Origin of the sequence: Massilia sp., assembly GCF_046293535.1 — a bacterium.
GTDB lineage: Bacteria > Pseudomonadota > Gammaproteobacteria > Burkholderiales > Burkholderiaceae_D > Telluria.
Genome location: NZ_JBKBOV010000038.1, coordinates 32,032 through 54,097, shown reverse-complemented (window position 1 = coordinate 54,097; position 22,066 = coordinate 32,032). Strand labels below are relative to the sequence as shown.

The window sequence follows — 22,066 nt, the reverse complement described above, 5'->3', positions numbered from 1 at the left end:
GTCGACGCGCCGCCGCGCGCGCGCATTGCGCGGCGCCACCGGACGCGTCTCGCGCACCAGTTCGCCCCCGCAGTCGCCATACACGCCGCTGGTGCTCACGTAGACCAGGCGCGCCGTCTTGCCCAGTGCCGCCGCCAGGTGGCGGGTGCGGCGGTCGAGCGCGCCGTCCGGCTGCGGCGGCGCCAGGTGGACGACCCAATCGGCCAGGCCGCGCAGGCGGCCCAGGGTAGCGGGCCGGTCGAGGTCGGCGACGATCGGCACCGCGCCCGCGCCCCGCAGTTCGGCGCAGCGTTCGCGCTGGCTGGTCAGGGCGAACACCCGGAAGCGCCCGCCGAGCAGGCGCAGCAGGCGCATGCCGACGTCGCCGCAGCCGACGATGAGCAGGCGCGGACGGAGGAAAGCGGCAGGCTGGGTCATGGCGAGTGTGCGGATCGGGAAGCCTGCCACTCTAGCACAGCGCAGTCCTGGCGTTTCACGGCCGCGCTGGCCCCGGTGTAGAATACCGCGCATCAAACATGTCGAATCAACGGCTTGCCATGTGCGGCCACCAACTCCAGACCCTGCATGACTTTCCAGATCACCGTCCAGCCCAGCGGCCACCAGTTCACCTGCGAAGCCGACGAAACCGTCCTCTCCGCCGCCATCCGCGCCGGCATCGGCCTGCCCTACGGCTGCAAGAACGGCGCCTGCGGTTCCTGCAAGGGCAAGGTCCTCGATGGCGAGCTGACCCACAAGCCGCACCAGCAGCGCGCCCTGAGCGACATCGAGAAGACCCAGGGCATGTCGCTGTTCTGCTGCGCGGTGCCGCAGCAGGACCTGGTCATCGAAGCGCGCGAAGTCGGCGGCAGCTCGGAGTACCCGGTGCGCAAGATGCCGACCCGGATCGCCTCGATCCGCCGGGCCGCGCCCGACGTCGCCATCGTCACGCTGCAATTGCCGGCCAACGAGGCGCTGGCCTACCGCGCCGGCCAGTACATCGAATTCCTGCTCAAGGACGGCAAGCGCCGCGCCTACAGCATCGCCTGCGCGCCGTCCTTCAGCGGCCCGCTCGAGCTGCACATCCGGCACCTGGCAGGCGGCCTGTTCACCGACCACGTCTTCGGCGCCATGAAGGAGCGCGACATCCTGCGCTTCGAAGGCCCGCTCGGCACCTTCTTCCTGCGCGAGGAATCCGACAAGCCGATCGTGCTGCTCGCTTCCGGCACCGGCTTCGCGCCGGTCAAGGCCCTGGTCGAGCACCTGATGCACCTGAAGTCGACCCGCAAGGTCACGCTGTACTGGGGCGGCCGCCGTCCCCAGGACCTGTACATGGACGAATTGTGCCGCGCATGGGAAACCACGCTGCCGGATTTCCGTTACGTCCCCGTGATCTCGGATGCGCTGCCGGAAGACGCCTGGCAGGGCCGCACCGGCTACGTGCACGCGGCCGTGATGCAGGACATCCCGGACCTCTCGGGCCACCAGGTGTACGCTTGCGGCGCCCCCATCATGGTGGAGTCGGCGCGGCGCGACTACGTGGCGCAATGCGGACTGCCGGAAGACGAGTTCTTCGCCGACGCCTTCACCACCGAAGCGGACCTGGCGCAATAAGGAAGCGCAAGGCGGCAATTCGGGCACAATGCAGGGTTAACGAGCCCATGCATTGTCCCGAAAGTCCCCATGTCCCTGCTGTCCCCGTCCAGCGGCCTGGCCGTCCTGCGTAACCGCAACCTCGCCTTTTACCTCTCCAGCCGCTTCCTCGGCACCCTGGCGGTGCAGATGCAGAGCGTCGCCATCGGCTGGCAGGTCTACCAGATCACCGGCAGCCTGTTCGACCTCGGCCTGATCGGCCTGGCGCAGTTCGCGCCCTTCCTGGTGCTGATCCTGTGGGCCGGCCACGTGGCCGACCGCTACAACCGCCGCAACATCGTCCTGCTGTGCATGGCCACGCAGCTGCTGTGCAGCCTGCTCCTGGTAGGCTTCACGGCAAGCGCCAGCACCATCGTCTGGCCGGTGTTCGCGATCCTGGTGCTGTTCGGCTCCGCGCGCGCCTTCATGATGCCGGCCTCGCAGGCGGTGCTGAAGAACCTGGTCCCGGATCGCGACTTCAGCCAGGCCGTGGCCCTGAGCTCCTCGACCTTCCACGTGGCCGTGATCGCCGGCCCGGTCATCGGCGGCCTGCTGTACGTCTTCGGCCCGATGACCGTGCACATCGTGGCTGCCAGCCTCTTGAGCATCGCGGTGCTGTGCATGTCGCGTACCCGCGCGACCCAACAGGCGCGCAGCCAGGGGCCGGTGAGCTGGCATTCGCTGATGGAAGGCCTGCGCTTCGTGTGGTCGCGCCCGATCGTGCTGGGCGCGATCTCGCTCGACCTGTTCGCAGTGCTGTTCGGCGGCGCCACCGCCCTGCTGCCCGCCTATGCCCACGACGTGCTGCATGCCGGCCCCACCGCCCTCGGCTGGCTGCGCAGCGCTCCGGGACTGGGGGCGGCGCTGTGCTCGATCGCCCTGGCCTTCTTCCCCATCACGCGCCGGGTCGGCCTGTGGATGTTCGGCGGCGTCGCCGTGTTCGGCCTCGCCACCCTGGTGATGGGCTCCACCAGCAGCCTGCCCGTTGCGCTGGTGGCCCTGTTCATCCTCGGCGCGGGCGACATGGTGAGCGTCTACATCCGCCACCTCCTGGTGCAGTACGAGACCCCGGACGACATCCGCGGCCGCGTCAGCGCCGTGAACTCGGTGTTCATCGGCGCCTCCAACGAGCTGGGCGAATTCGAATCGGGCGTCACTGCGGGCTGGCTCGGCCTGGTGCGCGCGATCCTGCTGGGCGGCGCCGCCACGCTCGCCGTGACGGGCCTGTGGGCAGTCATGTTCCCGGTGCTGTCGCGGATGGACCGCTTCCCGCACCATGAGAAAGAAAGGATGCGGGCGTGAAGCGCGAGGTGCTGAGCGTGCTGGTGGTCGAAGACCACCCGACCATCGCCCGCCAGCTGGTCGATTTCCTCGACGGCCTGGGCTGGCAGCCGGACCACGCCGGCAGCGGCGCCCTGGCCATCCGGCTGGCCACGCAGCACGCCTACGACGTGGTGCTGCTCGACCTCAACCTGCCCGACATGGACGGCCTGCAGGTCTGCCGCGAGATCAAGGCGCATGCCCCGAGCAACCTGCCGGTCCTGATGCTGACGGCGCGCGATGCCTTCGAGGACAAGGCGCAGGGCTTTCGCGACGGCGCCGACGACTACCTGGCCAAGCCCTTCGACCTGCGCGAGGTGGCCCTGCGCTGCGAGGCGCTGGCGCGCCGGAGTTCGCTGCACCAGCGGCAGGAGATGCGCGTGGGACCGCTGACCCTGCTGGCGCGCGAGAAGCGCGCCCTCTACGAGGGCCGGCCCCTGGTCCTGACCCAGACCGGCTTCAGCATCCTGCAATTGCTGTGCAGGGAGCACCCGCATCCGGTCGCGCGCGCGGCCCTGGTCCAGCACCTGTGGGGCGCGCATCCGCCCGGCAGCGATGCGCTCAAGTCGCACATCTACACCTTGCGCAAGGCCCTGGAAGGGGCGTCCGGACGCAGGATGCTCGCCACCATCCTGCAACTGGGCTACCGGCTCGAACTGGAAGACGAGAACCATGGCTAGGTCGATCCGCCGCAGCCTGTTCGCCGCCCTGGCCGGCTTCACCGTCCTGATCTGCCTGTGCTACACCGGCCTGGCGGTGGTGATCGCCTACGTCACCGAGGACATGCTGGTCGAGCGTCTCCTGGAACGCGAAGCGGCCGCCATCGAACGGCAGTCCGAGCGCCACGGCAGCCTGCCCCGCCCCGCCAGCGACCTGGTCACGATCCACGCCAGCCGCGACACGCTGCCGGCGGTGGTGCGCGCGGCCAGCGCGCCCGGGGACCTGCGCGCCGAGGTGTTCACGCGCACCGGCCAGCACTACCATCTGAAGGTGCGCGACCTGCCCGACGGGGCCGGCGGCACCAGGCGCATCTACCTGCTGGCCGACGTCGCGCCGGTGCTGGCGGTGTCGAAGGTGGTGCAGGACGTGGGCGGGGTGCTGATCTTCGTCGCCGCGGCGCTGATCGCGCTGGCCCTGCTGCTGGCCTGGCTGCTGGCGCGGCGCCAGGTTGCGCCCCTGCAGACGCTGGCGCAGGAGGCACAGGCCGTGCGCCCCGGCGGCGCGGCCAGCTTCAGCGCGCGCCATCGGCAGGACGAGATCGGCATCCTCGCGGAGCGGCTGGAAAGCAGTTTCAGCGCGCTGCAGGCGGCCCTGCGCCGCGAGCGCGATTTCACGCGCGACGTCGGACACGAGCTGCGCACCCCGCTCACCGTCATGAACAACACGCTGGCGCTCGCCGGCACGCGGCCGCTGGGCGCGCACGAGCTCGGGCAACTGCGGGCCGGCGTGGACGAACTGCGCGCCACCGTCGACGTCCTGTTCGCGCTGGCGCGCGCCGAACACCTGGGCCTGGACGACTTCGACCTGCGCGACTGCATCGAAGGGGCGCTGCTGCGCGTGCCCGGCGCCGATGCCTGGGACGAAGAATGCCTGGCGCTCACGCTTCCGCAGCAGCTGCCGGTACGCGGCAACCAGCACCTCGCCCAGCTTCTGGTCGACAACTGCATCGGCAATGCGCTGTTCCATGGCGGGCCTCGCACCCGGCTTGCCATCACGTATGCGGATGGGCGTCTGCTCGTCGCCAACACGCTCGATGCGGCCCACGCCGGCCGGGTGCAGGGCTTCGCGCACGGGCAGAACCTGCTGGCGCGGGTGGCGCGCAGCATGGGCTGGGAGATCGCCTTCCACCCGGGTGAGGCGCACTACCGGGTCGAGATCCTTCCCTCGATTCCCTCGCTGAAAAAGCCGGCGGATTTCACCGCGATTTCACCGCCCTCCCCGTAGGCTGGGTGCTCCATTCACCAGGGAGCACCCAATGAAAATCCTGATCGCCCTGCTGGTCCTGTCCAGCGCCTGCAGCACCGCCTTCGCCCAGATCGGCAGCCTCATCCACAAGGAAGAAAAACGCCGCTACATCGTCTACACGCCTGCCTCCTACCAGAGCGACACGCAGCAATCCTATCCGGTCGTGTTCAACTTCCATGGCGGCGGCATGAGCATGGCCGAGCAAATGCTCTACACCGGCATGAACCGGGCCGCCGACCGCCACCGCTTCATCGTGGTCTACCCCAAGGGCATCAAGGAGGACTGGAACGTCGGCTTCGGCATGCCCTACCTCGGCGGCAGCGACGACGTCGGCTTCACCGAGGCCCTGCTCGAAAAACTCAAGAAGGATTACCGCATCGACGCCTCGCGCGTGTATGCGACCGGGCTGTCGCGCGGCGGCTTCTTCGCCCTGCGCCTGGCGGCCGAGCTGCCGCATGTATTCGCGGCGGTAGCCTCGGTGGGCGGGCCGATGCCGGAACCGGTGGTCCAGCACCACACCAAAGCAGGCAAGGTCGGCGTGATGCTGATCCATGGCACTGCCGACCGGGTCGTGGCCTACGACGGCAAGGCGACCGGCTACCTTTCGGCCCTGGAAAGCCATCGCTACTGGATCGGGCGCAACGGCCTGGAAGACGCCCCCGAACAGGCGCGCAGCTTCAATGGCGACGCCGGCGACGGCACCGAGGTCGGCTACCGCGAACAGGGCAACGCGGACACCCGCGTCGCCCTGGTGACGGTGAAGGACGGCGGCCATACCTGGCCCGGCGCCGATGCCTTCAATGTCGGCCTGCCGATCGGCAAGACCACGCGCGACGTCGACGCGAACGAACTCATGTGGCAATTCTTCGCGCGGCACCGCCGCTGAGCGTCGAATATGGTCGGCCTTGCAACTTGCCGGACCGGCCCCACCTGTCACAACAGGACGCGGCCAAAACCCGGCCGCGGGTAAGATCAAGCCGTTATGACAACAGGAGCCATCGTATGCAAATCAATGTCAATACCGACCGCACCATCACCAACCACCAGGGCCTGGATGAACACGTGGAATCGGTCGTCCGCAGCTCGATCGACCGCTTCGGCGACCACATCACCAGCGTCGAAGTACACCTGAGCAACGAAAACAGGCAGAAAGGCGCCGACGGCGGCAACTCGTGCATGATGGAAGCGCGCGTGCGCGGCTACCAGCCGATCGTGGTGCACGAGCACTCCGAAGACCTGCGCCAGTCGATCAAGAACGCCGGCGGCAAGCTGGCGCGCGCCCTCGACAGCGCCCTCGGCCGCCTGCAGGACAAGGACCGCCACGGCCACGCTGCGCCGGCAATCGATCCGCTCGCCGACAAGCATCTGACCGACTCGTAAGCGGTACGAGCGCACGCCCGGCTCCTGGGCGTGCGTGCGATACGTGGATCAGGCCGCGCCTTCCACCATGGCCCGCAGCTCGCGCAGGTAGCGCAGTCCGGCCAGCGCGCGGCTGCCGTACCACGACATCATCTCCCCATCGACCAGGAAGACCGGGATGCCCAGCTGCTTCTCGAGCGCGTCCGCGTGCGCCTCCGTGAAGCGGTAGGGCTCGGTGGACAGCAGCACCGCGTCGAGTCCGGCCACCAGTTGCGCCGACCAGTCGAAGCGCGGGTAGCGCTCCTCTCCCAGTTGCGGCACCTTCCAGCCCAGTTCGGCCAGCATGGCGGCGATATACGTGTCTTTCGATACGCTCATCCACGGGTCCTGCCAGATGCAGTACAACACGGTGCGCGCAGGCGCCGGCGGCAAGGCCCGCAGGCTTGCGTATTCCTGCTCGAAGGCGGCGCACCAGCGTTCGGCCGCCGCTTCCGCGCCGAAGATGCCGCCCATCAGGCGCGCCAGCGCCAGGTTGTCGCCCGGCGCCACCGGATGGGTGACGACGACGTGCGGCACGCATTCCGCCAGCTTGTCCACCGTCGGCTTCTCGTTCTCGTCGATGTTGACCACCAGGTGGGTCGGCGCCAGCTTGCGGATTTTCTCAATGTTCACGTCCTTGGTGCCGCCGACCTTGGGGATCGCCTCCACCGTCTCGCGCGGATGGATGCAAAAACCGGTACGGCCGACCAGTTGCCCGGCCAGGCCGAGCTCGCACAGCAGTTCGGTAATCGAGGGCACCAGCGACACGATGCGGGCCCCGGGCGCGGGATGATGTTGGTGGCCGAGTGCGTCGACCAGGTGGGCAGGATTCGTCATGGCCGTCATTTGACCACTGTTGTTTCTGGAACGCCAGCCCATGCGCAAGAGTTGCAATGAGTTATCATGCTGTAAGGTAATGACATCGACCTTACTTTTTCCTGCTCGAGCCAGCCTTGAACCCGATCGGCACCTTCGGTGCTTCCCGCTATACCACGCGCGACCTGCAACTGTTCCGTGATGCCGACGACCCGGTCGTCGCGGCGGCGCTCGCCCCTTGCACGCTGATCCGGGTGGCGGCCGGCCATCGCGTCGAGGATGGACTGCGCGCCCGCCTGTACATCGTGCTGTCGGGGGCGCTGGAAGTGGCGCCGGACGCCCACAGTGGCAGCGAGGACGGCGGCGCCGGCCTGGTCACGACGCGGGTGCTGCCCGGCGAAAGCGTGGGCGAGCAAGCGGTGCTGGACGACGCCGTCAACCTGGCGGCGATGACGGCGCTGGAAGACTGCGAGCTGCTGGTCATCGAAGCGGAACTGGTGTGGCAGCTGATCGACCGCTCGAACGTGCTCGCGCGCAACCTGCTGCGCCTGCTGTCCTTCCGCATACGGGCCGCCAACGCCCAGCTCAAGCGGCGCCAGCGGCTGGGCGAGTTCTACCGCCAGCTCTCGCTCAACGACGGCCTGACCGGCCTGTACAACCGCGCCTGGCTGAACGAAATGCTGCCCAAGCTGGCGATGCGCGCGCGCCAGGACGGCAGCCCCCTGTCGATCGTCATGATCGACCTCGACCACTTCAAGCGCTTCAACGACACCCATGGCCACATGGCGGGCGACGCCGCCTTGTCGAGCGCGGCCGGCGTGATCCGCGAGTCGCTGCGTCCCTCGGACTTCGCGGTGCGCTATGGCGGCGAGGAACTGATGGCATTGCTGCCCGACACCCCGACCGCCCAGGCCGAGATGGTGGCCGAGCGCCTCGCCGAACGCCTGCGCACGACCATGGTCTTCCCGGACATGCGCCTGCCGCTGCCCCACATCACCGGCTCCTTCGGCGTGGCCAGCCTGGCGCCCGGCGGCGACGAGCATGCGCTGATGGCGGCGGCCGACGCCGCGCTGTACCGCGCCAAGCAGGCCGGGCGCGACCGCGTCAGCGTCTAGTTACTCATCTGCTCCGGACGGCTGACGCCGTGCCGATTCTGTGCCACCATGGCGCCTGCCCGCCCTCCCGGCCACAATAACAAAGCAATACATGAGCACGCATACCTTCCTCTGGCACGACTACGAAACCTTCGGCGCGACCCCGCGCCGCGACCGCCCGGCCCAGTTCGCCGCCATCCGCACCGATGCCGAGCTGAACGAGATCGGCGATCCGATCATGCTGTACTGCCAGCCGGCGCCGGACTTCCTGCCCGACCCGCAATCCTGTCTGATCACCGGCATCACGCCCCAGCACTGCCTGGAGCACGGCGTGCCCGAGCACGAATTCGCCCGGACCATCGAGGCCGCCTTCAGCGAGCCCGGCACGATCGGCGTCGGCTACAACACGATCCGTTTCGACGACGAGGTCACGCGCCACCTGTTCTGGCGCAACCTGATCGACCCCTACGCGCGCGAATGGCAGAACGGCTGCGGCCGCTGGGACTTGCTGGACGTGGTGCGCATGACCCATGCGCTGCGCCCGGACGGCATCGAATGGCCGCGCAAGGAAGACGGCAAGCCGAGCTTCCGCCTCGAAGACCTGACCAAAGCCAACGGCCTGGTCCACGACGCCGCCCACGACGCGCTGTCGGACGTGCGCGCCACCATCGCCCTCGCCCGGCTCATCCGCTCGAAGCAGCCCAAGCTGTTCGACTTCTGCCTGGAACTGCGCCGCAAGGAGCGGGTGGCCGCCGAGATGGGCCTGCACCTCGACCCGGGCCAGCGCCAGCCCTTCCTGCACGTGTCCGGCATGTTCCCGGTCGAGCACGGCTGCCTGGGCCTGGTCTGGCCGCTGGCCCAGCACCCGACCAACAAGAACGAGATCCTGGTCTGGGACTGCCGCCACGATCCGTCCGAACTGTTCGAACTGGACGTCGAGACGATCCGTACCCGCCTGTTCACGCGCAGCGCCGAGATGCCCGAAGGGATGACACGCCTGCCGATCAAGAGCGTGCACCTGAACAAGTCGCCGATGCTGGTCGGGAACCTCAAGACCCTGCAGCCCGCCATGGCGGCGCGCTGGAACATCGACGTCGAACAGGCGCGCGCGCACGCGGCACTGGCCGCGGGCGGGCGCAACATGAGCGCGATCTGGGCCGAGGTGTTCAAGAAGCCGGCCCCGGGCGCCGCGGTGGACGTGGACGAAGACCTGTACGGCGGCTTCGTAGGGAACGGCGACCGCCGCAAGCTGGAGTCGCTGCGCCACGAGAAGCCCTCGGCGCTGGCCGGCATGCGGCCCTCGTTCGAGGACGAGCGCCTGGGCGAACTGTTCTTCCGCTACCGCGCGCGCAACTTCCCCGACACCCTGTCGGAAGACGAACGCGAACTGTGGGAGGCGCACCGCGCGGCGCGCCTGTTCGAGGGCGCGGCCGGGGCGCGCACGGTCGACCAGCTGTTCATGGAGATCGATACGCTGTCCGAGAGTGCGGACGAGCGCGCGGAGGAGATCCTCGGCGCCTTGTACGACTATGCGGAGACGATCGCGCCGAGCAGGTATTGAAGTCGTTTGGGTTCGCGCTGCGCGATTTGAGCCGCCGGTGGCAGCGCGATGAACTTGGGTTCCCGCCTTCGCGGGAACGACGGTTTTACGGGTAAAGGTGGAATTACGCCGACGTAGTTCGAATGTCAGCTGTAGAACGTCGTTCCCGCGCAGGCGGGAACCTCATTTCCTTAACAAACCACCAGCGCTTCCTTACCCCCGCGCCGCATTGATCGCGTCGCGCGTTTCCATCGCCACCCGGCGCGCGGCCGCGGCGAAGTCTTCCCCGGCCTGCGGCGCCGCATACAGGATCGCGCGCGAGGAATTGATCATCATCCCGGTGCCGTTCGCGGTACGGCCGGCCTGCACGGTCGCTGCCACGTCCCCGCCCTGCGCGCCCACGCCCGGGATCAGGAGCGGCATGTCGCCCACCAGCTTGCGCACCTGCGCGATCTCTTCCGGGAAGGTCGCACCCACCACCAGCGCCAGCTGGCCGTTGCGGTTCCACTTCTCGGCCACCAGCTGGGCCACGTGCTGGTACAGCGGGCGTCCGCCCACGTCCAGGAACTGCAGGTCCGAACCGCCCGCGTTCGAGGTGCGGCACAGCACGATCACGCCGCGGTCCTGCCACTCCAGGTAAGGCTCGACCGAATCGAAGCCCATGTAGGGGCTGACCGTCACCGCGTCGGCGCCGTAGCGCTCGAAGGCTTCGCGCGCGTACTGGTGCGCGGTGGCGCCGATGTCGCCGCGCTTGGCGTCCAGCACCAGCGGGATGTGCGGATAGCGCTCGCGCAGGTAGCGGCAGATGTCCTCCAGCTGAGCTTCGGCGCCGAGCGCCGCGAAGTAGGCGATCTGCGGCTTGAAGGCGCAGGCCAGGTCGGCGGTCGCATCGATGATCGCCTTGCAGAAGGCGGCAATGCCGTCCGGCTGGCCCTGCAGCTGCGCCGGGAAACGCGCCAGGTCCGGGTCGAGCCCGACGCACAGCAGGGAATCGTTGCGGGTCCATGCTGCGGAAAGTTTGTCGATGAATGTCATCCGGGCCTCTTGTTTATCAGTGATTGCGAACCCAATATTGTACCGCCAGCCCTGGCGCCGGATCGAGGCAAGCGGGTTTCAGCCCGGAAGATGCGCCAAAATATCTTTACATCATGTATATTTGACCATTCGACAACCTGCCATGGAATGATCATGACATCTACCCTCTTCTCGCGCTGGACCCGTACCCTTGCCGTGGCCGTTCTCACCGGCACGCTGCTGTCCGGCTGCGGCTACAACGAGTTCCAGACCAAGGACGAGGCAACCATCGCGGCCTGGGGCGAAGTGGTGAACCAGTACCAGCGCCGCGCCGACCTGATCCCGAACCTGGTCAATACCGTCAAGGGCTATGCCTCGCACGAGCGCGAAACGCTCGAAGCCGTCACCCGCGCGCGCGCCGCCGCGACCAGCTTCCAGATCACGCCGGAAGTCCTGAACGACCCTGCCGCCTTCAACAAGTTCCAACAGGTGCAGGGCGAACTGTCCGGCGCACTGTCGCGCCTGATGGTGGTGGCCGAGAAGTACCCGGACCTGAAGGCCGACACCAGCTTCCGCGACCTGCAGTCGCAGCTGGAAGGCACCGAGAACCGCATCACGGTGGCACGCCAGCGCTACATCGCCTCGGTGCAGGACTATAACGTCACCGTGCGCAAGTTCCCGACCAACCTGACGGCGATGGTGTTCGGCTACGAGACCAAGCCCTCGTTCACGGTCGAGAACGAAAAAGCGATCTCGACGGCGCCGACGGTCGACTTCGGCAAGTAAACGATGCCGATCCGAGCCGGTATCCTTCGCCCGCTGTGGGCTCTGCTGCTGGCCTGCGTGCTGGCAGTGGGCTGGGCCGATGCGGCCTTCGCCCAGCTCAAGCCGGTGCCGCCCTTGAGCGGACGGGTGGTCGACGAAGCGGGCATGCTCGACGCCGGCCAGCGCGAGCGCTTGAGCGCCGTACTGGCCGACTACGAGGCGCGCACCGGAAGCCAGATCGCCGTGCTGCTGGTCAAGTCGACCGAGCCCGAAGCGATCGAGCAGTTCAGCATCCGCGTCACCGACGCCTGGAAGCTGGGCCGCAAGGGCGTCGACGACGGCGTGCTCCTGATGGTGGCGCGCGATAACCCGAGTTCGCTGCGCCGGCTGCGCATCGAGGCCGGGCGCGGCGTACAGGGGGTGCTGACCGATGCGCAGTCGAAACGCATCCTGCAGGACGTGATCGCACCGCACTTCCGTCAGAACCATTATTACGAAGGCTTGGTGGCGGGCGTCGGCGCCATCGCGACGCTCCTGAACAAAGAGAGCTTCCCTGCGCCGGCACAGCAACAAATGCCGCAACGCCAGGTCGAATACGATGGCGGCGGGTTTTCGCTGTTCGGCATCCTTCCTCTCCTGATCGGCTTTTTCCTGCTGCGTTCACTCTTCCGTCCGCGCCGCAGCCGGCTCTCGCCGCATCACTGGGGCCATCGCCGCAGCAGCGGCCTGGGTAATGTCGCGACCGGTATTATCCTCGGCAACATCATGAGCGGCATGGGACGCGGCGGCGGTTTCGGCGGCGGCGGATTCGGTGGCGGCGGATTTTCCGGCGGCGGAGGCAGCTTCGACGGCGGCGGCGCCTCGGGAGATTGGTAATGGGTATTGGACAACGCATCAAGCGCGCCTGGCGCCACCTGACGAGCAGCAGCGGCGAAGCCCAGCGCGCCTTCCCGGAAACGACGCTCGGCGCGATCAGCGAGGCGATTACCGCCGGCGAGCAGACCCACCGCGGCGAGCTGCGCCTGATCGTCGAGAAGGCCCTGCCCTTCGACGACGCCTGGGACGGCGTGAGCAACCGCCAGCGCGCGCTGGCCCTGTTCGCCGACTACGGCGTGTGGGACACCGAGGACAATTGCGGCGTGCTCATCTACATCAACCTGGCCGAGCACAAGGTGGACATCGTGGCCGACCGCGGCATCGACCGGAAAATCGACAGCGCCACCTGGCAGGCGGTGTGCCGCACCATGACCGAGGGCTTCAGGCAGGGCCGCTTCCACGACGCGACCCTGGCGGCCATCGGGCAGGTCAACGAACTGCTGCGCCAGCACTTCCCGGCCAACGGCAGCCGCCCCAACGAGTTGCCGGACAAGCCGCTGATGCTGTAGCGGCTCGCCGGGCGCGCTCCAGCTTGACGAACCAGGCCGGCACCATCACCTGGGCCATCTGCGAGCACACCATGCGCGGCGTCGAGCCTCCCCCTGACGAACCGGTCGCGCCGTACATGGCGCGCTGGCGCGCCACGGTGGCGCGCCACCCCCTGCTTGCCGCACTGGGATCGGGCATCTGCCTGGGCCCGATCGGTATTCTTTGCAGCTTCGTCGTCAGCAATGTGGTCCTTCACCTCCTGCCGCCCGAGCAATGGGGCAATTCCGGCGCCGCCCATCTCGATAGGCTCGACCCGGCGATGTTCTTTTTCCTTGCCCTTGTGTTCGCCCCCGTGATCGAAACCGTGCTCGGGCAAGTGCTGCCGATGGAAGCCGCCCGGCGCCTCGGCGCAGGACCAGCCGCCCAGATACTGCTGAGCGGGCTCGTGTGGGGCTGCGGACATTATGCGAGTGGGGGCCTGGTGCACGGCATCACGGCCGTGTTCGGGGGGCTCGTCTTCGCCTGCGGCTATGCGGCCCTGCGCCCGGCAGGCATCCGGCCGGCCTACGTCGCCGCCGCCAGCGCCCACGCCACGCAAAACGGGATCATCTGGGCGCTCATGGTATCGGCCGCAGCCGCATAGCGCGCGGCCCAGGCCCGATACAATGACGGTTTTCAACAGCTCGAAAGCCGCTCATGAGACTCGCCAACAAAACAGCGATCGTCACCGGCGCCAGCCAGGGCATCGGCCTGGCCTGCGCCAACCGCCTGGTGCAGGAAGGCGCGCGCGTCATGCTCGTCGATATCCGGCCCGAAGGCCGGGATGCCGCAGCCAGGCTCGGCGACGCCGCCCGCTTCCACCAGGCCAACGTCAGCCTGAAGGCCGAAGTCGATGCGATGATCGCCGCGACGCTGCAGGCGTTCGGCCAGGTCGACATCCTCGTCAACAATGCCGGCGTCACCCATGCGGCGGACTTCCTGGATCTGGCGGAAGAAGACTTCGACCGGGTGCTGCGCATCAACCTGAAATCGATGTTCCTGTGCAGCCAGGCGGCGGCGCGCGACATGGTCAAGCGCCAGACCGGTTGCATCATCAATATGTCGAGCGTCAATGCTGAACTGACCATTCCGAACCAGGTGCCGTATGTTGTGTCGAAAGGCGGGGTCAACCAACTGACGCGCGTCGCCGCGATCGGCCTTGCCGAGCACGGCATTCGCGTGAATGCGATCGGCCCGGGCACGATCCTGACCGAACTGGCGAAACGAGCGGTACTCGGCAGCCCGGAAGCGCGCCACACGATCCTGTCGCGCACGCCGCTCGGACGCTGCGGCGAGCCCGAGGAAGTGGCCGCCATCTGCGCCTTCCTGGCCAGCGACGACGCTTCTTACGTGACGGGCCAGACCCTGTATGCGGACGGCGGCCGCATGGCGCTCAACTATACGGTCCCGGTGCGCGAGTAAAACAGATATTCAATATATCAATGTCTGGTATCCGTATTCTAAATTGGACGTATATTTGGCGACGCAGCATAATCTCACCTGTCTCCACTATTCTCCTCCAAGAAAATAGTTTTAAGCCCGCCTCGAGCGGGCTTTTTTTTGCGCGTCCTGCACGATATTGTTGAGATCGCGGAGATCCGGAACAGTTCGACCGTAACGGTTCACGTTTGATCACTGTCATGGCGTGGTCACAATCGCCCCATATACTTTGAATCACCTGCCATACACGCAACCGATATGCGTGATGGCAGCAGGTGTGCTGCACCAAGTGCAACACACCAACCGATTTACGTCTCTTGGCCCGATCTTGGGTTGTGCCCGTCAGTTCCTGGCGGGCATTTTTTTGCTTCACATTGGCAACACCATCATAAAAATCAGCCGGCCGGGCTTGAAGCCCTGCGGGATTTCGCTATGATGAAGCTCCCGCCCTGCGTTTCCCGCTTCGCAGGTTTGTGGAGACAACACGATAATGGGAGCCTGTCCTATGAATCTACGTGTATCCGAGAACTACGCGCATCCGCCCGAAGCAAGCGCCTGCCGCCGCCACCATACCGACGGCAACCTGGTGCTGAGCGAACTGAATCCCCTGGCCGTCATCGACCAGCCCGACGGCGACAGCGCCCCGCTGAACCTGCTGACCTTCGGCAGCGTGCGCGAGATCTGTCCCAAGTGCCGGCACACCCACCTCAAGCTCGTACTGCGGCAGAACAGCGTCCGCATGGCACACCTTTTCTGCGCCGATTGCGAAAGCTGTTTCGACGCCCACTATGCGAACGGCGCCCCGGCGCTGACGATCTGAGCACGCAGCCCGAGGGCGCGGCCGCCGGACTGCCCGGCTGGTCGGTGCGACAGGAAAGACAAGCGCTGTGATATCGTTGGCATTTGCCAGCGTTTCCTCGTCATGCCCGCTTTCCTGTCCTACCTGCTGCTCGATCCCCGCCTGCGCTCCGCCCGCATCAAGACTGCCCTCGTCCTGTTCGCGGGCATCGTCGTTGCCGGATCGATTCCGGGGGCGCGCGCCGAAGTGGGCGAATTCGCGCCTGGCGTGGTGCTGCACGGCCTCACCTACGCCTTCCTGAGCCTGCTGTGGTTCTTCGGCAGCACGGGAAGCCCGCCGGCGCGCGCCGCCAAGGCGGTAGTGGCGATCGCCCTGATGGGCGCCGGCGACGAGCTGGTGCAGAGCTTCCTGCCCTACCGCAGCGGCGACGTGCGCGACTGGGTGGTCGACGTGAGCGCCGCGGTGCTGACCAGCACCCTGCTGGCCGTGATCGTGCCGCGGCAAGTCACCGTGCGCCAGCCCTGACATTCCGCGCCGTAAAAAAATTCACCAGCCTCGTGGGCAGCTTGATACAGCTCAGGCTCAACCCGGGTCAGCTGGAACGCTGACGCGCTTCCCCCCTCTCACTCCAGTGGCACGTGGCATCGTCACGCATCCGATTGAACATCCACCATAAGGAGTTGACCATGAAGCAAAAACACCAGAGCATGCTCCTGGCGGGCTTGCTGGCTGTATCGCTGGGCCTGGCCGGGTGCGCCGGCATGCGCGGCGGCGGCGACGCATCCAGTGGCACGAGCGGCAGCAGCGGCACCACCTCGGGCGGTTCGAGCGGCACCAGCGGCGCGACCGGCACCGGCGGCTCCAGCAGCTACGGCTCGGGCAGCGCCACCGACGCCTCCGGCAACCCCACCGGCAGCAGCGGCAGCTCGAGCAGCATGGGCACCATGGGCACCGGCACCTCGGGCACCTCGGGCAGCTCGGGTAGCTCCGGCACCTCGGGCAGCAGCGGCAGCAGCGGGTCCTCGGGCTGGGAGTCCGGCAGCAGCGGCACCTCGGGCAGCATGGGTTCGTCCGGCACCTCGACGGCCGCCAGCGCCAGCCCCAACAGCACGGTCCTCGCCATCGAGGTCGTACCGAGCGAAAGCACGAGCTCGGGCAGCTCGGGCACGGCCGGCAGCACCGGTTCGAGCGGCGCGGCCGGCGCCACCGGCGCGAACAGCTACCGTGTCACGGTGCGCATGGACGACGGCAGCACCCAGGTCATCAACCATGCCAGCACGCCCGACTTCCGCAGCGGCGACCGCGTAAACGTCACCAGCGGCGTCATCCAGCGCTAGCAAGGCCGCTCCCATCGCTGCGGCATTGCGCCACACCTGCTGCAGCGTCCCACCGCCCATTATTGCTACATAAAAAAAGCGCGCACCCGTGACGGTGCGCGCTTTCATTGCCTGCTCACCCGCATGCTCACCGATCACGGCATGCCGGTCCCGCCGGGAATCCCATCGCCTTCCGCCTCGACCTCCTTGCGCTGCAGCGCCACGTTGCGGGTGGCGGCGCTGATCACCTCCAGTGGCAGTTTCGGCGTGCGGTCCGCATTGAGCAGGCCGTTCGCTTCCTGGAAGGTGTCGGTGAACTGCGTGTAGCAGAAGCCGCTGAACATGAAGGTTTCGTTGACCACCCTCAGGAGCTCGCGGTACAGCGACAGATAGCTCTCGGCCGTGTGCGCCCGCGAATAACCCCAGGTCGTCTTGTCCGCGTCCGGATCCTGCGTCGGATCGTAGGCGATGCCGCCGAACTCGGTCAGCACGATCGGCTGGCCGCGGTGCGGGAAGCCGTCCAGGGTCAGGATGCGGCCGCCCGGACGCCGCTGGTCGAACAGGGTGCGCACCGGATCGGTGACCGCGTAGCGCGCCTGCAGCTTCTCGGGATCGCAGTCGTAGTCGTGGATGCCGAGGATGTCGGTGGCCGAGGCTTCCCAGCCGTCGTTGCCGATCACCGGCCGGGTCGAGTCGAGCGTGCGCGTCAGGTGGTACAGCGCCTCGACCGCGTTGCGGTGCGCCTGCGTCAAGGTCAGGTTCGGCACGCCCCAGGATTCGTTGAAGGCCACCCACACGATGATGCAGGGGTGGCTGTAGTCGCGCTGGATCGCCTCGGTCCATTCGCGCACCATGCGCGTGATCGCGCGCGAGCTGAAGCGGTAGGCCGAGGGCATCTCTTCCCATACCAGCAGGCCCAGCTTGTCGGCCCAGTACAGGAAGCGCGGATCCTCGATCTTCTGGTGCTTGCGCACGCCGTTGAAGCCCATCAGCTTGACCAGTTCGACGTCGCGCTTGAGGTGCTGGTCCGACGGCGCCGTCATGAAGGACTCGGGCCAGTAGCCCTGGTCGAGCACCAGGCGCAGCTGGTAGGGACGGCCGTTGAGCATGAAGCGGTCGCGGTTGATCGAGACCGAGCGCAGCGCCGTGTAGGAGCGGATGCGGTCGAGCACGCGGTCGCCGCAGCGCAGTGTCACCTCGGCGTCGAGCAGGGTGGGCCGCTCCGGGCTCCACAGGATCTCGTTGCGCGAATCGTCGATGCCGGGGTCGGACAGCGCGATCTTGCGGTTCGCCTCGCCCTGCAGCAGCTTGTAGTAGTCGTCCGCCAGCAGTTGCTCGCCATGCCAGATCTTGACCTCGACGAACAGCTCCTGGTGGGTGTGGCCGGTGGCGAAGACCTCGCAGCCGATCTCGTAGGTTTCGAAAATCGGGGTCCAGCGCAGCGAAGCGATGTAGGTATCCTCGACCTGCTCGACCCAGACCGTCTGCCAGATGCCGGTGGTGCGCGGATACCAGATCGAGTGCGGTTCCAGCAGCCAGTCCTGCTTGCCGCGCGGCTTGGCCAGGTCGGCCGGATCGTCTTCGACGAACACGGTCACCACCTGCTTGCCGTCCGCATTCATGACGTCGGTGATGTCGGCCTGGAAGGGGGTGTGGCCGCCCTCGTGCTCGGCCACCAGGCGGCCGTTGACCCACACCCGTGCGGCGTAGTCGACCGCGCCGAAATGCAGGATGGTGCGCTTGTCGTTGGGGGACAGTTCGAATTCGCGCTGGTACCAGACCGCGTGATGGAACCCGGTGTCCTGAATACCGCTCAGCTCGGTCTCGACCGCGAAGGGCACGTTGATTTCATGGGTCCACTCGGCGACGTCTTCCGGCTTGGCATAGCGCACCTCGTCGTCGAAGGTGAAGCGCCATTTCCCGTTGAGGTTGATCCAGTTGTCGCGCACCAATTGGGGACGGGGATATTCAAACTGATTCATTGTTGTCCTTTCTGTTCAGTCGGAACCGGAATCAGGATCCGGCCCTGTCGTCCGTTCTTGTTATAGGCCGCCAGCGCGGCGGCGGCCGCTTGCCGTGCCTGTCCTGCCCGGCACAGCGCCACGCAGGCGCCGCCGAAGCCGGCGCCTGTCAGGCGTGCCCCGAGCACGCCGGGCGCGGCACGCAGGTGCTCGCACAACTCGTCCAGCTCGGGAATCGATACTTCGTAGTCGTCGCGCAAGCTGAAATGCGACGCGTTCATCAGCTCGCCGAAGCGCTCGGCGCTCACCCCGCCGGCCGCCTCCAGCACGCGCAGGTTTTCCTGCACCACGTGGCGGGCACGCTCGCGCATCGGCGAGGGCAGGCTTTCGACGGACGACGGATCGCTCACGTCGCGCAGCGCCTGCACGCCCAGCTTGCGCGAGGCCTCTTCGCACTCGGCGCGCCGCTCGTTGTACTTGCTGGCGGCGAGCTTGCGCGCCACGCCCGAGTCGACCACGATCAGCTCGGTGTCGGGCGGCATCTTGACCAGGCGGTGCTCCAGCGTGCGCGCGTCGATGAACAGCATGCTGGTCTCGTCGGCCAGGCTGGACGCCATCTGGTCCATGATCCCGCAGTTCACGTGCGCGAATTCGATCTCGGCGCGCTGGGCGATGCGGGCCAGCTTGACGTCGTCGAGCTCGAAGCCGAGCAGCGCCCGCAAGGCGCGCAGGGTCGCCACCTCGAGCGCGGCCGACGAGGACAGGCCCGAGCCGACCGGCAGGTCGGTGGTGATGTAGACGCGCAGCGGCGGCACCTCGACGCCTTCGGCCTGCACCAGCCGGATGCAGCCCTCGATGTAGCTGCCGTAGCCCTGCGGCGCGCTGCCGTCCTGCGCGAAGGTGACCGTGGTGTCGAAAGTCGGCGAATAGAAATGGAAGTGGTCGTCGCCGCTGCGGCTCATCGCCACCAGCGTGCGCTGCGGGGTCGCCACCGGCAGCATGAAGCCGTCGTTGTAGTCGGTATGCTCGCCGAGCAGGTTGACGCGCCCGGGCGCCGAGGCATTCACCTCCGGCGCGCCGCCGAAGAAGGTGTCGGTGTTCGTCATGATGATGCTTGCGCCTCCAGCCAAAGGGGCCGCTTGCGGCCATGTACGTCCGCCGCCGGCCAGCCGGGGTCGAACGTGAGATTCTCGAGCCCGTCGGGCCCGAGCAGGAAAGTGTCTTCGATCTTCGCGCCCGCGAAGCTCGGATTGAATGCGAAGGCCATGCCTTCTTCCAGCGGGGTGGCGGTGCTCGGGCCGGCGAGGATCTCGCGCGCCCGGTAGCCGGTGATGCCGCCCTGGTGGTGCTCGCGGATCGCCGCTTCGCGGTCGGCGTGCTTGTAGGCGGCGTCGAGCGCGTGGTACACGACCGAGAGCGACTTGCCGGGCTGGATGGCCGCCAGCCCCGTGGCCTCGACCTCCATCAGGGCGCGCTGCTCGTCCAGCGGCGCCGGTCCGAAGCTCACGAAACGGGTCAGGTTGGCGTACAGGCCGTGGCGCCGCGCGCAGAACACCAGCATGGCGCGCGCGCCCAGCGGCTCGCCGCTCGGCGTCGGATGGCGCCAGGCCGGCAGGCGCCGCGCGCCGGCGGCCAGCACCAGTGCCGGGTGGATGCCGCGCCGCCACAGGGCATCGGCGCCGGCGCCCGCCAGCTGGTATTCGGTCCAGTCGGGCCGCGCGCGGCGCAGGGTTTCGCTGATCGCCTCGGCGGCCTCGCGGCCGAGCAGGCGGTAGCGCTCGCGCTCCTCGAGGCCGAGCACCATGCGGCGCTGGCGCAGCGCCTGCGGCAGCGGCTGCTCGCCGCCCACGGGACGGTCGGACAGGATCGACCGGCCGGCCGCGGCATTCTGCACGTAGCGTTCGCGCAACTCGGGCTCGGTCCAGGGCTCGATGTGGAAGGTGAAGCCGTCGGGCAGTTCCTCGGCGCGCAGGCGTTCGGCCTCGATGGCATCGGTCAGGATGCAGGCTTCCTCGAGCGTGACCAGCACCTCGGCCACGCCGTCGTCGGTGGTCTGCAGCACGGCGCTCGAGCCGCCCGCCGTCACCCAGGCGAACCAGTCGACGCCGCGCAGGCGAATTGCCCCGGCGCCCGCGCCGGCCAGGTGGGCGCGCAGCAGCGCCACTTTGTCCGCGACCTCGGCGGCGCGCTGCGGGACCGCGGTCATGCGTGCGCCTCCGCGGCGTGGAACGTCTCGCCGCCCTCTTCCAGGCTCACCTCGACCTGCTGCAGTTCGTAGGCGGTGGTCTCGGGCAGCACGTCCATCGCGAACATGCCGGCCGCCAGTTCGGTGCCGGCCAGGTACTTCAGGCGGTCTTTCGTGCGGTACGGCGGGTAGAACTGGGCATGCAGCTGGGTCTCCGGATGCGCGGCCCCGTCGGTGGGCGCCTGGTACCACGCCATCAGGTAGGGGAAGGGGCGGTGCCACAACGTGTCGAACTTCAGCAGCACGGTCTTGAGCGCGCGCGCCAGGCTTTCGCGCTGCGGCGGCGTGAGCGCGGCGAAGTCCTGGCAGGGCGCGGTCGGCATCACCCACACTTCGTAGGGATAGCGCGCGCAGGCCGGCACGAAGGCGATCGCGAAGTCGTCGTGGTACAGCACGCGCTTGCCATCCGCCGCTTCGTCGCGCGCCATGTCGCACAGCAGGCTGGCGCCGTGCTGCAGGAAGTACTCGCGCTCCTGCGCCAGCATGCGCGCCGGCACGGCGGGCACGAAGGGATAGGCATAGATCTGGCCGTGCGGATGGTGCAGGGTCACGCCGACTTCGGCGCCGCGGTTTTCGAAAGGCAGCACGTAGTGGATCTGCTGGTAGCGCCTGAGGCGCGTGGTGCGGTCGGCCCAGACCGACAGCAGCAGCTCGATGCGCGACAGCGGCAGCGCGGCGAGCGAGGACTGCGGCTCCTGCGTGAATACCACCACTTCGCAATGGCCGTTGGCCGGCGCGGTCGGCACCGTCACGCCGGGAGGCTCGTGCGAGTCCAGCGCCAGCGAGGGAAACCGGTTGTCGAACACCGCGATCTCGTAGTCGCCGGCCGGCATCTCGGTCGGGTGCTGCGGGTCGCTCATCGGCGCCAGCGGATTGTACTGCGGCGGCGGCTGGTAGGTACGGTTCTGGCGGAAGGCCGCATAGGTGACCCATTCGCCGCGCAGCGGGTGCCAGCGCAGGTGGGGATTCGGATGCTGCGGGTCCGCGAAGGGGCTGGGCGCATGAATCCCTTCCGGGATCGGATGGTTGCTGTACAGGGTGAGCTTGCGTCCGTCCGGCTTCTCGAGATCTTTGCTGTGCATGGCATCCAAAAAATGTCGGGCATTCGTAAAGCAAGGAGCGCGAGCCGGCACCGGGTTCTCCGGTGTCCTCGCGGTCTGCAACGGTGATCCTAACATGCTGCTTTCGCCACATTTTCCCTCTAGCACGGCAGCATTTTCCGGCTATCAATGGGAGCGGCGGCAGAGGAAAAAGCCGCCCTTGCGGCCCGCCCTGTCGCTTCGAGGGAAAGGCAAGTTTGCCTCTGCAGCAGCAAGCCGCTTTGTAAGTACACTCCTACAAAATGATTGGAATTATTTACACATTTGGGCGAGCCTCGCTC

Annotated in this window: 23 protein-coding genes; 16 read left to right on the top strand and 7 right to left on the bottom strand. The window is 67.5% G+C overall.

The window, feature by feature from the left end; all coding sequences use genetic code 11:
- Positions 1–417: NAD-binding protein (locus tag ACK4S9_RS18040; protein ID WP_409728495.1), on the bottom strand; the 417-nt coding region annotated here is incomplete at its 3' end.
- A 147-nt stretch (positions 418–564) separates the two neighbouring features.
- On the opposite strand from ACK4S9_RS18040, the gene ACK4S9_RS18035 reads away from it, so the two are divergent.
- The 6 genes from ACK4S9_RS18035 (at position 565) to ACK4S9_RS18010 (ending at position 6,273) form a co-directional block, all read left to right on the top strand.
- Positions 565–1,590: a CDP-6-deoxy-delta-3,4-glucoseen reductase gene (locus ACK4S9_RS18035; protein ID WP_409728493.1), complete on the top strand. Its 1,026-nt coding sequence runs from the start codon at positions 565–567 to the stop codon at positions 1,588–1,590.
- A gap of 69 nt (positions 1,591–1,659) precedes the next feature.
- Positions 1,660–2,910 carry an MFS transporter gene (locus tag ACK4S9_RS18030; RefSeq protein WP_409728490.1) on the top strand — a complete coding sequence of 417 codons (1,251 nt, stop codon included), beginning with the start codon at positions 1,660–1,662 and terminating at the stop codon, positions 2,908–2,910.
- A complete protein-coding gene (locus ACK4S9_RS18025) occupies positions 2,907–3,608 on the top strand; it encodes a response regulator transcription factor (RefSeq protein WP_409728487.1) in 702 nt (233 codons plus the stop codon). The genes ACK4S9_RS18030 and ACK4S9_RS18025 overlap by 4 nt, the downstream gene beginning before the upstream one ends.
- On the top strand, positions 3,601–4,872 hold the full coding sequence (locus ACK4S9_RS18020) for a HAMP domain-containing protein (RefSeq protein ID WP_409728484.1): 1,272 nt from the start codon (positions 3,601–3,603) through the stop codon (positions 4,870–4,872). The genes ACK4S9_RS18025 and ACK4S9_RS18020 overlap by 8 nt, the downstream gene beginning before the upstream one ends.
- A gap of 31 nt (positions 4,873–4,903) precedes the next feature.
- Positions 4,904–5,779 (top strand): alpha/beta hydrolase family esterase, encoded by an 876-nt coding sequence (locus ACK4S9_RS18015; protein ID WP_409728481.1) that lies wholly within the window; start codon positions 4,904–4,906, stop codon positions 5,777–5,779.
- A 116-nt stretch (positions 5,780–5,895) separates the two neighbouring features.
- A complete protein-coding gene (locus ACK4S9_RS18010) occupies positions 5,896–6,273 on the top strand; it encodes an HPF/RaiA family ribosome-associated protein (RefSeq protein WP_409728479.1) in 378 nt (125 codons plus the stop codon).
- 48 nt (positions 6,274–6,321) lie between these two features.
- Here ACK4S9_RS18010 and ACK4S9_RS18005 read toward each other — a convergent pair whose 3' ends face one another.
- Entirely contained in the window at positions 6,322–7,128 is an 807-nt protein-coding gene (locus ACK4S9_RS18005; RefSeq protein WP_409728476.1) for a helical backbone metal receptor, read from the bottom strand.
- A gap of 116 nt (positions 7,129–7,244) precedes the next feature.
- On the opposite strand from ACK4S9_RS18005, the gene ACK4S9_RS18000 reads away from it, so the two are divergent.
- Positions 7,245–8,222 (top strand): GGDEF domain-containing protein, encoded by a 978-nt coding sequence (locus ACK4S9_RS18000; RefSeq protein WP_409728473.1) that lies wholly within the window; start codon positions 7,245–7,247, stop codon positions 8,220–8,222.
- Positions 8,223–8,313: 91 nt separating this feature from the next.
- Positions 8,314–9,762: an exodeoxyribonuclease I gene (gene sbcB / locus ACK4S9_RS17995; protein ID WP_409728470.1), complete on the top strand. Its 1,449-nt coding sequence runs from the start codon at positions 8,314–8,316 to the stop codon at positions 9,760–9,762.
- Positions 9,763–9,954: 192 nt separating this feature from the next.
- On the opposite strand, the gene pyrF is transcribed toward sbcB, so the two are convergent.
- A complete protein-coding gene (pyrF, locus tag ACK4S9_RS17990; RefSeq protein ID WP_409728466.1) occupies positions 9,955–10,776 on the bottom strand; it encodes an orotidine-5'-phosphate decarboxylase in 822 nt (273 codons plus the stop codon).
- Between the two features lie 153 nt (positions 10,777–10,929).
- Between pyrF and ACK4S9_RS17985 the strand changes: the two genes are divergently transcribed.
- The 8 genes from ACK4S9_RS17985 to ACK4S9_RS17950 all read left to right on the top strand — a co-directional run bounded on the left by ACK4S9_RS17985 (position 10,930) and on the right by ACK4S9_RS17950 (position 16,500).
- A complete protein-coding gene (locus ACK4S9_RS17985) occupies positions 10,930–11,541 on the top strand; it encodes a LemA family protein (RefSeq protein WP_027866839.1) in 612 nt (203 codons plus the stop codon).
- Positions 11,542–11,544: 3 nt separating this feature from the next.
- Entirely contained in the window at positions 11,545–12,396 is an 852-nt protein-coding gene (locus ACK4S9_RS17980) for a TPM domain-containing protein (RefSeq protein WP_409728463.1), read from the top strand.
- Positions 12,396–12,905, top strand: coding sequence for a TPM domain-containing protein (locus ACK4S9_RS17975; RefSeq protein WP_409728460.1), 510 nt, complete (start codon positions 12,396–12,398; stop codon positions 12,903–12,905). Before ACK4S9_RS17980 ends, ACK4S9_RS17975 begins: the two co-directional genes overlap by 1 nt.
- Before the next feature lie 23 nt (positions 12,906–12,928).
- The gene (locus tag ACK4S9_RS17970; protein WP_409728457.1) at positions 12,929–13,528 is read left to right on the top strand and encodes a type II CAAX prenyl endopeptidase Rce1 family protein; all 600 of its coding nucleotides are present in this window, start codon (positions 12,929–12,931) and stop codon (positions 13,526–13,528) included.
- A gap of 53 nt (positions 13,529–13,581) precedes the next feature.
- Entirely contained in the window at positions 13,582–14,346 is a 765-nt protein-coding gene (locus ACK4S9_RS17965; RefSeq protein WP_409728454.1) for an SDR family NAD(P)-dependent oxidoreductase, read from the top strand.
- 523 nt (positions 14,347–14,869) lie between these two features.
- Entirely contained in the window at positions 14,870–15,184 is a 315-nt protein-coding gene (locus tag ACK4S9_RS17960) for a hypothetical protein (protein WP_409728451.1), read from the top strand.
- Between the two features lie 102 nt (positions 15,185–15,286).
- Positions 15,287–15,688, top strand: a complete 402-nt coding sequence (locus tag ACK4S9_RS17955; protein WP_409728448.1) for a VanZ family protein — start codon at positions 15,287–15,289, stop codon at positions 15,686–15,688.
- 161 nt (positions 15,689–15,849) lie between these two features.
- Positions 15,850–16,500, top strand: a complete 651-nt coding sequence (locus ACK4S9_RS17950; protein WP_409728446.1) for a hypothetical protein — start codon at positions 15,850–15,852, stop codon at positions 16,498–16,500.
- 134 nt (positions 16,501–16,634) lie between these two features.
- Here the strand turns inward: ACK4S9_RS17950 and ACK4S9_RS17945 are convergent, their stop codons facing one another.
- From ACK4S9_RS17945 to galT, 4 genes are read right to left on the bottom strand one after another with little or no spacing between them, the layout of a single operon-like run.
- Positions 16,635–18,461, bottom strand: a complete 1,827-nt coding sequence (locus ACK4S9_RS17945; RefSeq protein WP_409728444.1) for a glycoside hydrolase family 2 protein — start codon at positions 18,459–18,461, stop codon at positions 16,635–16,637.
- Positions 18,458–19,546 carry a galactokinase gene (gene galK, locus ACK4S9_RS17940; RefSeq protein WP_409728442.1) on the bottom strand — a complete coding sequence of 363 codons (1,089 nt, stop codon included), beginning with the start codon at positions 19,544–19,546 and terminating at the stop codon, positions 18,458–18,460. Before galK ends, ACK4S9_RS17945 begins: the two co-directional genes overlap by 4 nt.
- Positions 19,543–20,646, bottom strand: a complete 1,104-nt coding sequence (locus tag ACK4S9_RS17935) for a M24 family metallopeptidase (protein WP_409728439.1) — start codon at positions 20,644–20,646, stop codon at positions 19,543–19,545. Before ACK4S9_RS17935 ends, galK begins: the two co-directional genes overlap by 4 nt.
- Positions 20,643–21,767, bottom strand: coding sequence for a galactose-1-phosphate uridylyltransferase (gene galT, locus ACK4S9_RS17930; protein ID WP_409728436.1), 1,125 nt, complete (start codon positions 21,765–21,767; stop codon positions 20,643–20,645). The genes ACK4S9_RS17935 and galT overlap by 4 nt, the downstream gene beginning before the upstream one ends.
- Positions 21,768–22,066 lie beyond the last annotated feature (299 nt).

What these genes read in the sequence shown, in the direction of transcription:
- ACK4S9_RS17980 (WP_409728463.1), top strand. Translation starts at nt 11,545, where the DNA reads ATGCCGATCCGAGCCGGTATCCTTCGCCCGCTGTGGGCTCTGCTGCTG.
- ACK4S9_RS17935 (WP_409728439.1), bottom strand. Translation starts at nt 20,646, where the DNA reads ATGACCGCGGTCCCGCAGCGCGCCGCCGAGGTCGCGGACAAAGTGGCG.
- ACK4S9_RS17975 (WP_409728460.1), top strand. Translation starts at nt 12,396, where the DNA reads ATGGGTATTGGACAACGCATCAAGCGCGCCTGGCGCCACCTGACGAGC.
- ACK4S9_RS17965 (WP_409728454.1), top strand. Translation starts at nt 13,582, where the DNA reads ATGAGACTCGCCAACAAAACAGCGATCGTCACCGGCGCCAGCCAGGGC.
- ACK4S9_RS17955 (WP_409728448.1), top strand. Translation starts at nt 15,287, where the DNA reads ATGCCCGCTTTCCTGTCCTACCTGCTGCTCGATCCCCGCCTGCGCTCC.
- ACK4S9_RS18010 (WP_409728479.1), top strand. Translation starts at nt 5,896, where the DNA reads ATGCAAATCAATGTCAATACCGACCGCACCATCACCAACCACCAGGGC.
- ACK4S9_RS18035 (WP_409728493.1), top strand. Translation starts at nt 565, where the DNA reads ATGACTTTCCAGATCACCGTCCAGCCCAGCGGCCACCAGTTCACCTGC.
- ACK4S9_RS17985 (WP_027866839.1), top strand. Translation starts at nt 10,930, where the DNA reads ATGACATCTACCCTCTTCTCGCGCTGGACCCGTACCCTTGCCGTGGCC.
- ACK4S9_RS18015 (WP_409728481.1), top strand. Translation starts at nt 4,904, where the DNA reads ATGAAAATCCTGATCGCCCTGCTGGTCCTGTCCAGCGCCTGCAGCACC.
- ACK4S9_RS18005 (WP_409728476.1), bottom strand. Translation starts at nt 7,128, where the DNA reads ATGACGAATCCTGCCCACCTGGTCGACGCACTCGGCCACCAACATCAT.
- sbcB (WP_409728470.1), top strand. Translation starts at nt 8,314, where the DNA reads ATGAGCACGCATACCTTCCTCTGGCACGACTACGAAACCTTCGGCGCG.
- ACK4S9_RS18020 (WP_409728484.1), top strand. Translation starts at nt 3,601, where the DNA reads ATGGCTAGGTCGATCCGCCGCAGCCTGTTCGCCGCCCTGGCCGGCTTC.
- ACK4S9_RS17960 (WP_409728451.1), top strand. Translation starts at nt 14,870, where the DNA reads ATGAATCTACGTGTATCCGAGAACTACGCGCATCCGCCCGAAGCAAGC.
- ACK4S9_RS17945 (WP_409728444.1), bottom strand. Translation starts at nt 18,461, where the DNA reads ATGAATCAGTTTGAATATCCCCGTCCCCAATTGGTGCGCGACAACTGG.
- ACK4S9_RS17950 (WP_409728446.1), top strand. Translation starts at nt 15,850, where the DNA reads ATGAAGCAAAAACACCAGAGCATGCTCCTGGCGGGCTTGCTGGCTGTA.
- pyrF (WP_409728466.1), bottom strand. Translation starts at nt 10,776, where the DNA reads ATGACATTCATCGACAAACTTTCCGCAGCATGGACCCGCAACGATTCC.
- galK (WP_409728442.1), bottom strand. Translation starts at nt 19,546, where the DNA reads ATGACGAACACCGACACCTTCTTCGGCGGCGCGCCGGAGGTGAATGCC.
- ACK4S9_RS18030 (WP_409728490.1), top strand. Translation starts at nt 1,660, where the DNA reads ATGTCCCTGCTGTCCCCGTCCAGCGGCCTGGCCGTCCTGCGTAACCGC.
- galT (WP_409728436.1), bottom strand. Translation starts at nt 21,767, where the DNA reads ATGCACAGCAAAGATCTCGAGAAGCCGGACGGACGCAAGCTCACCCTG.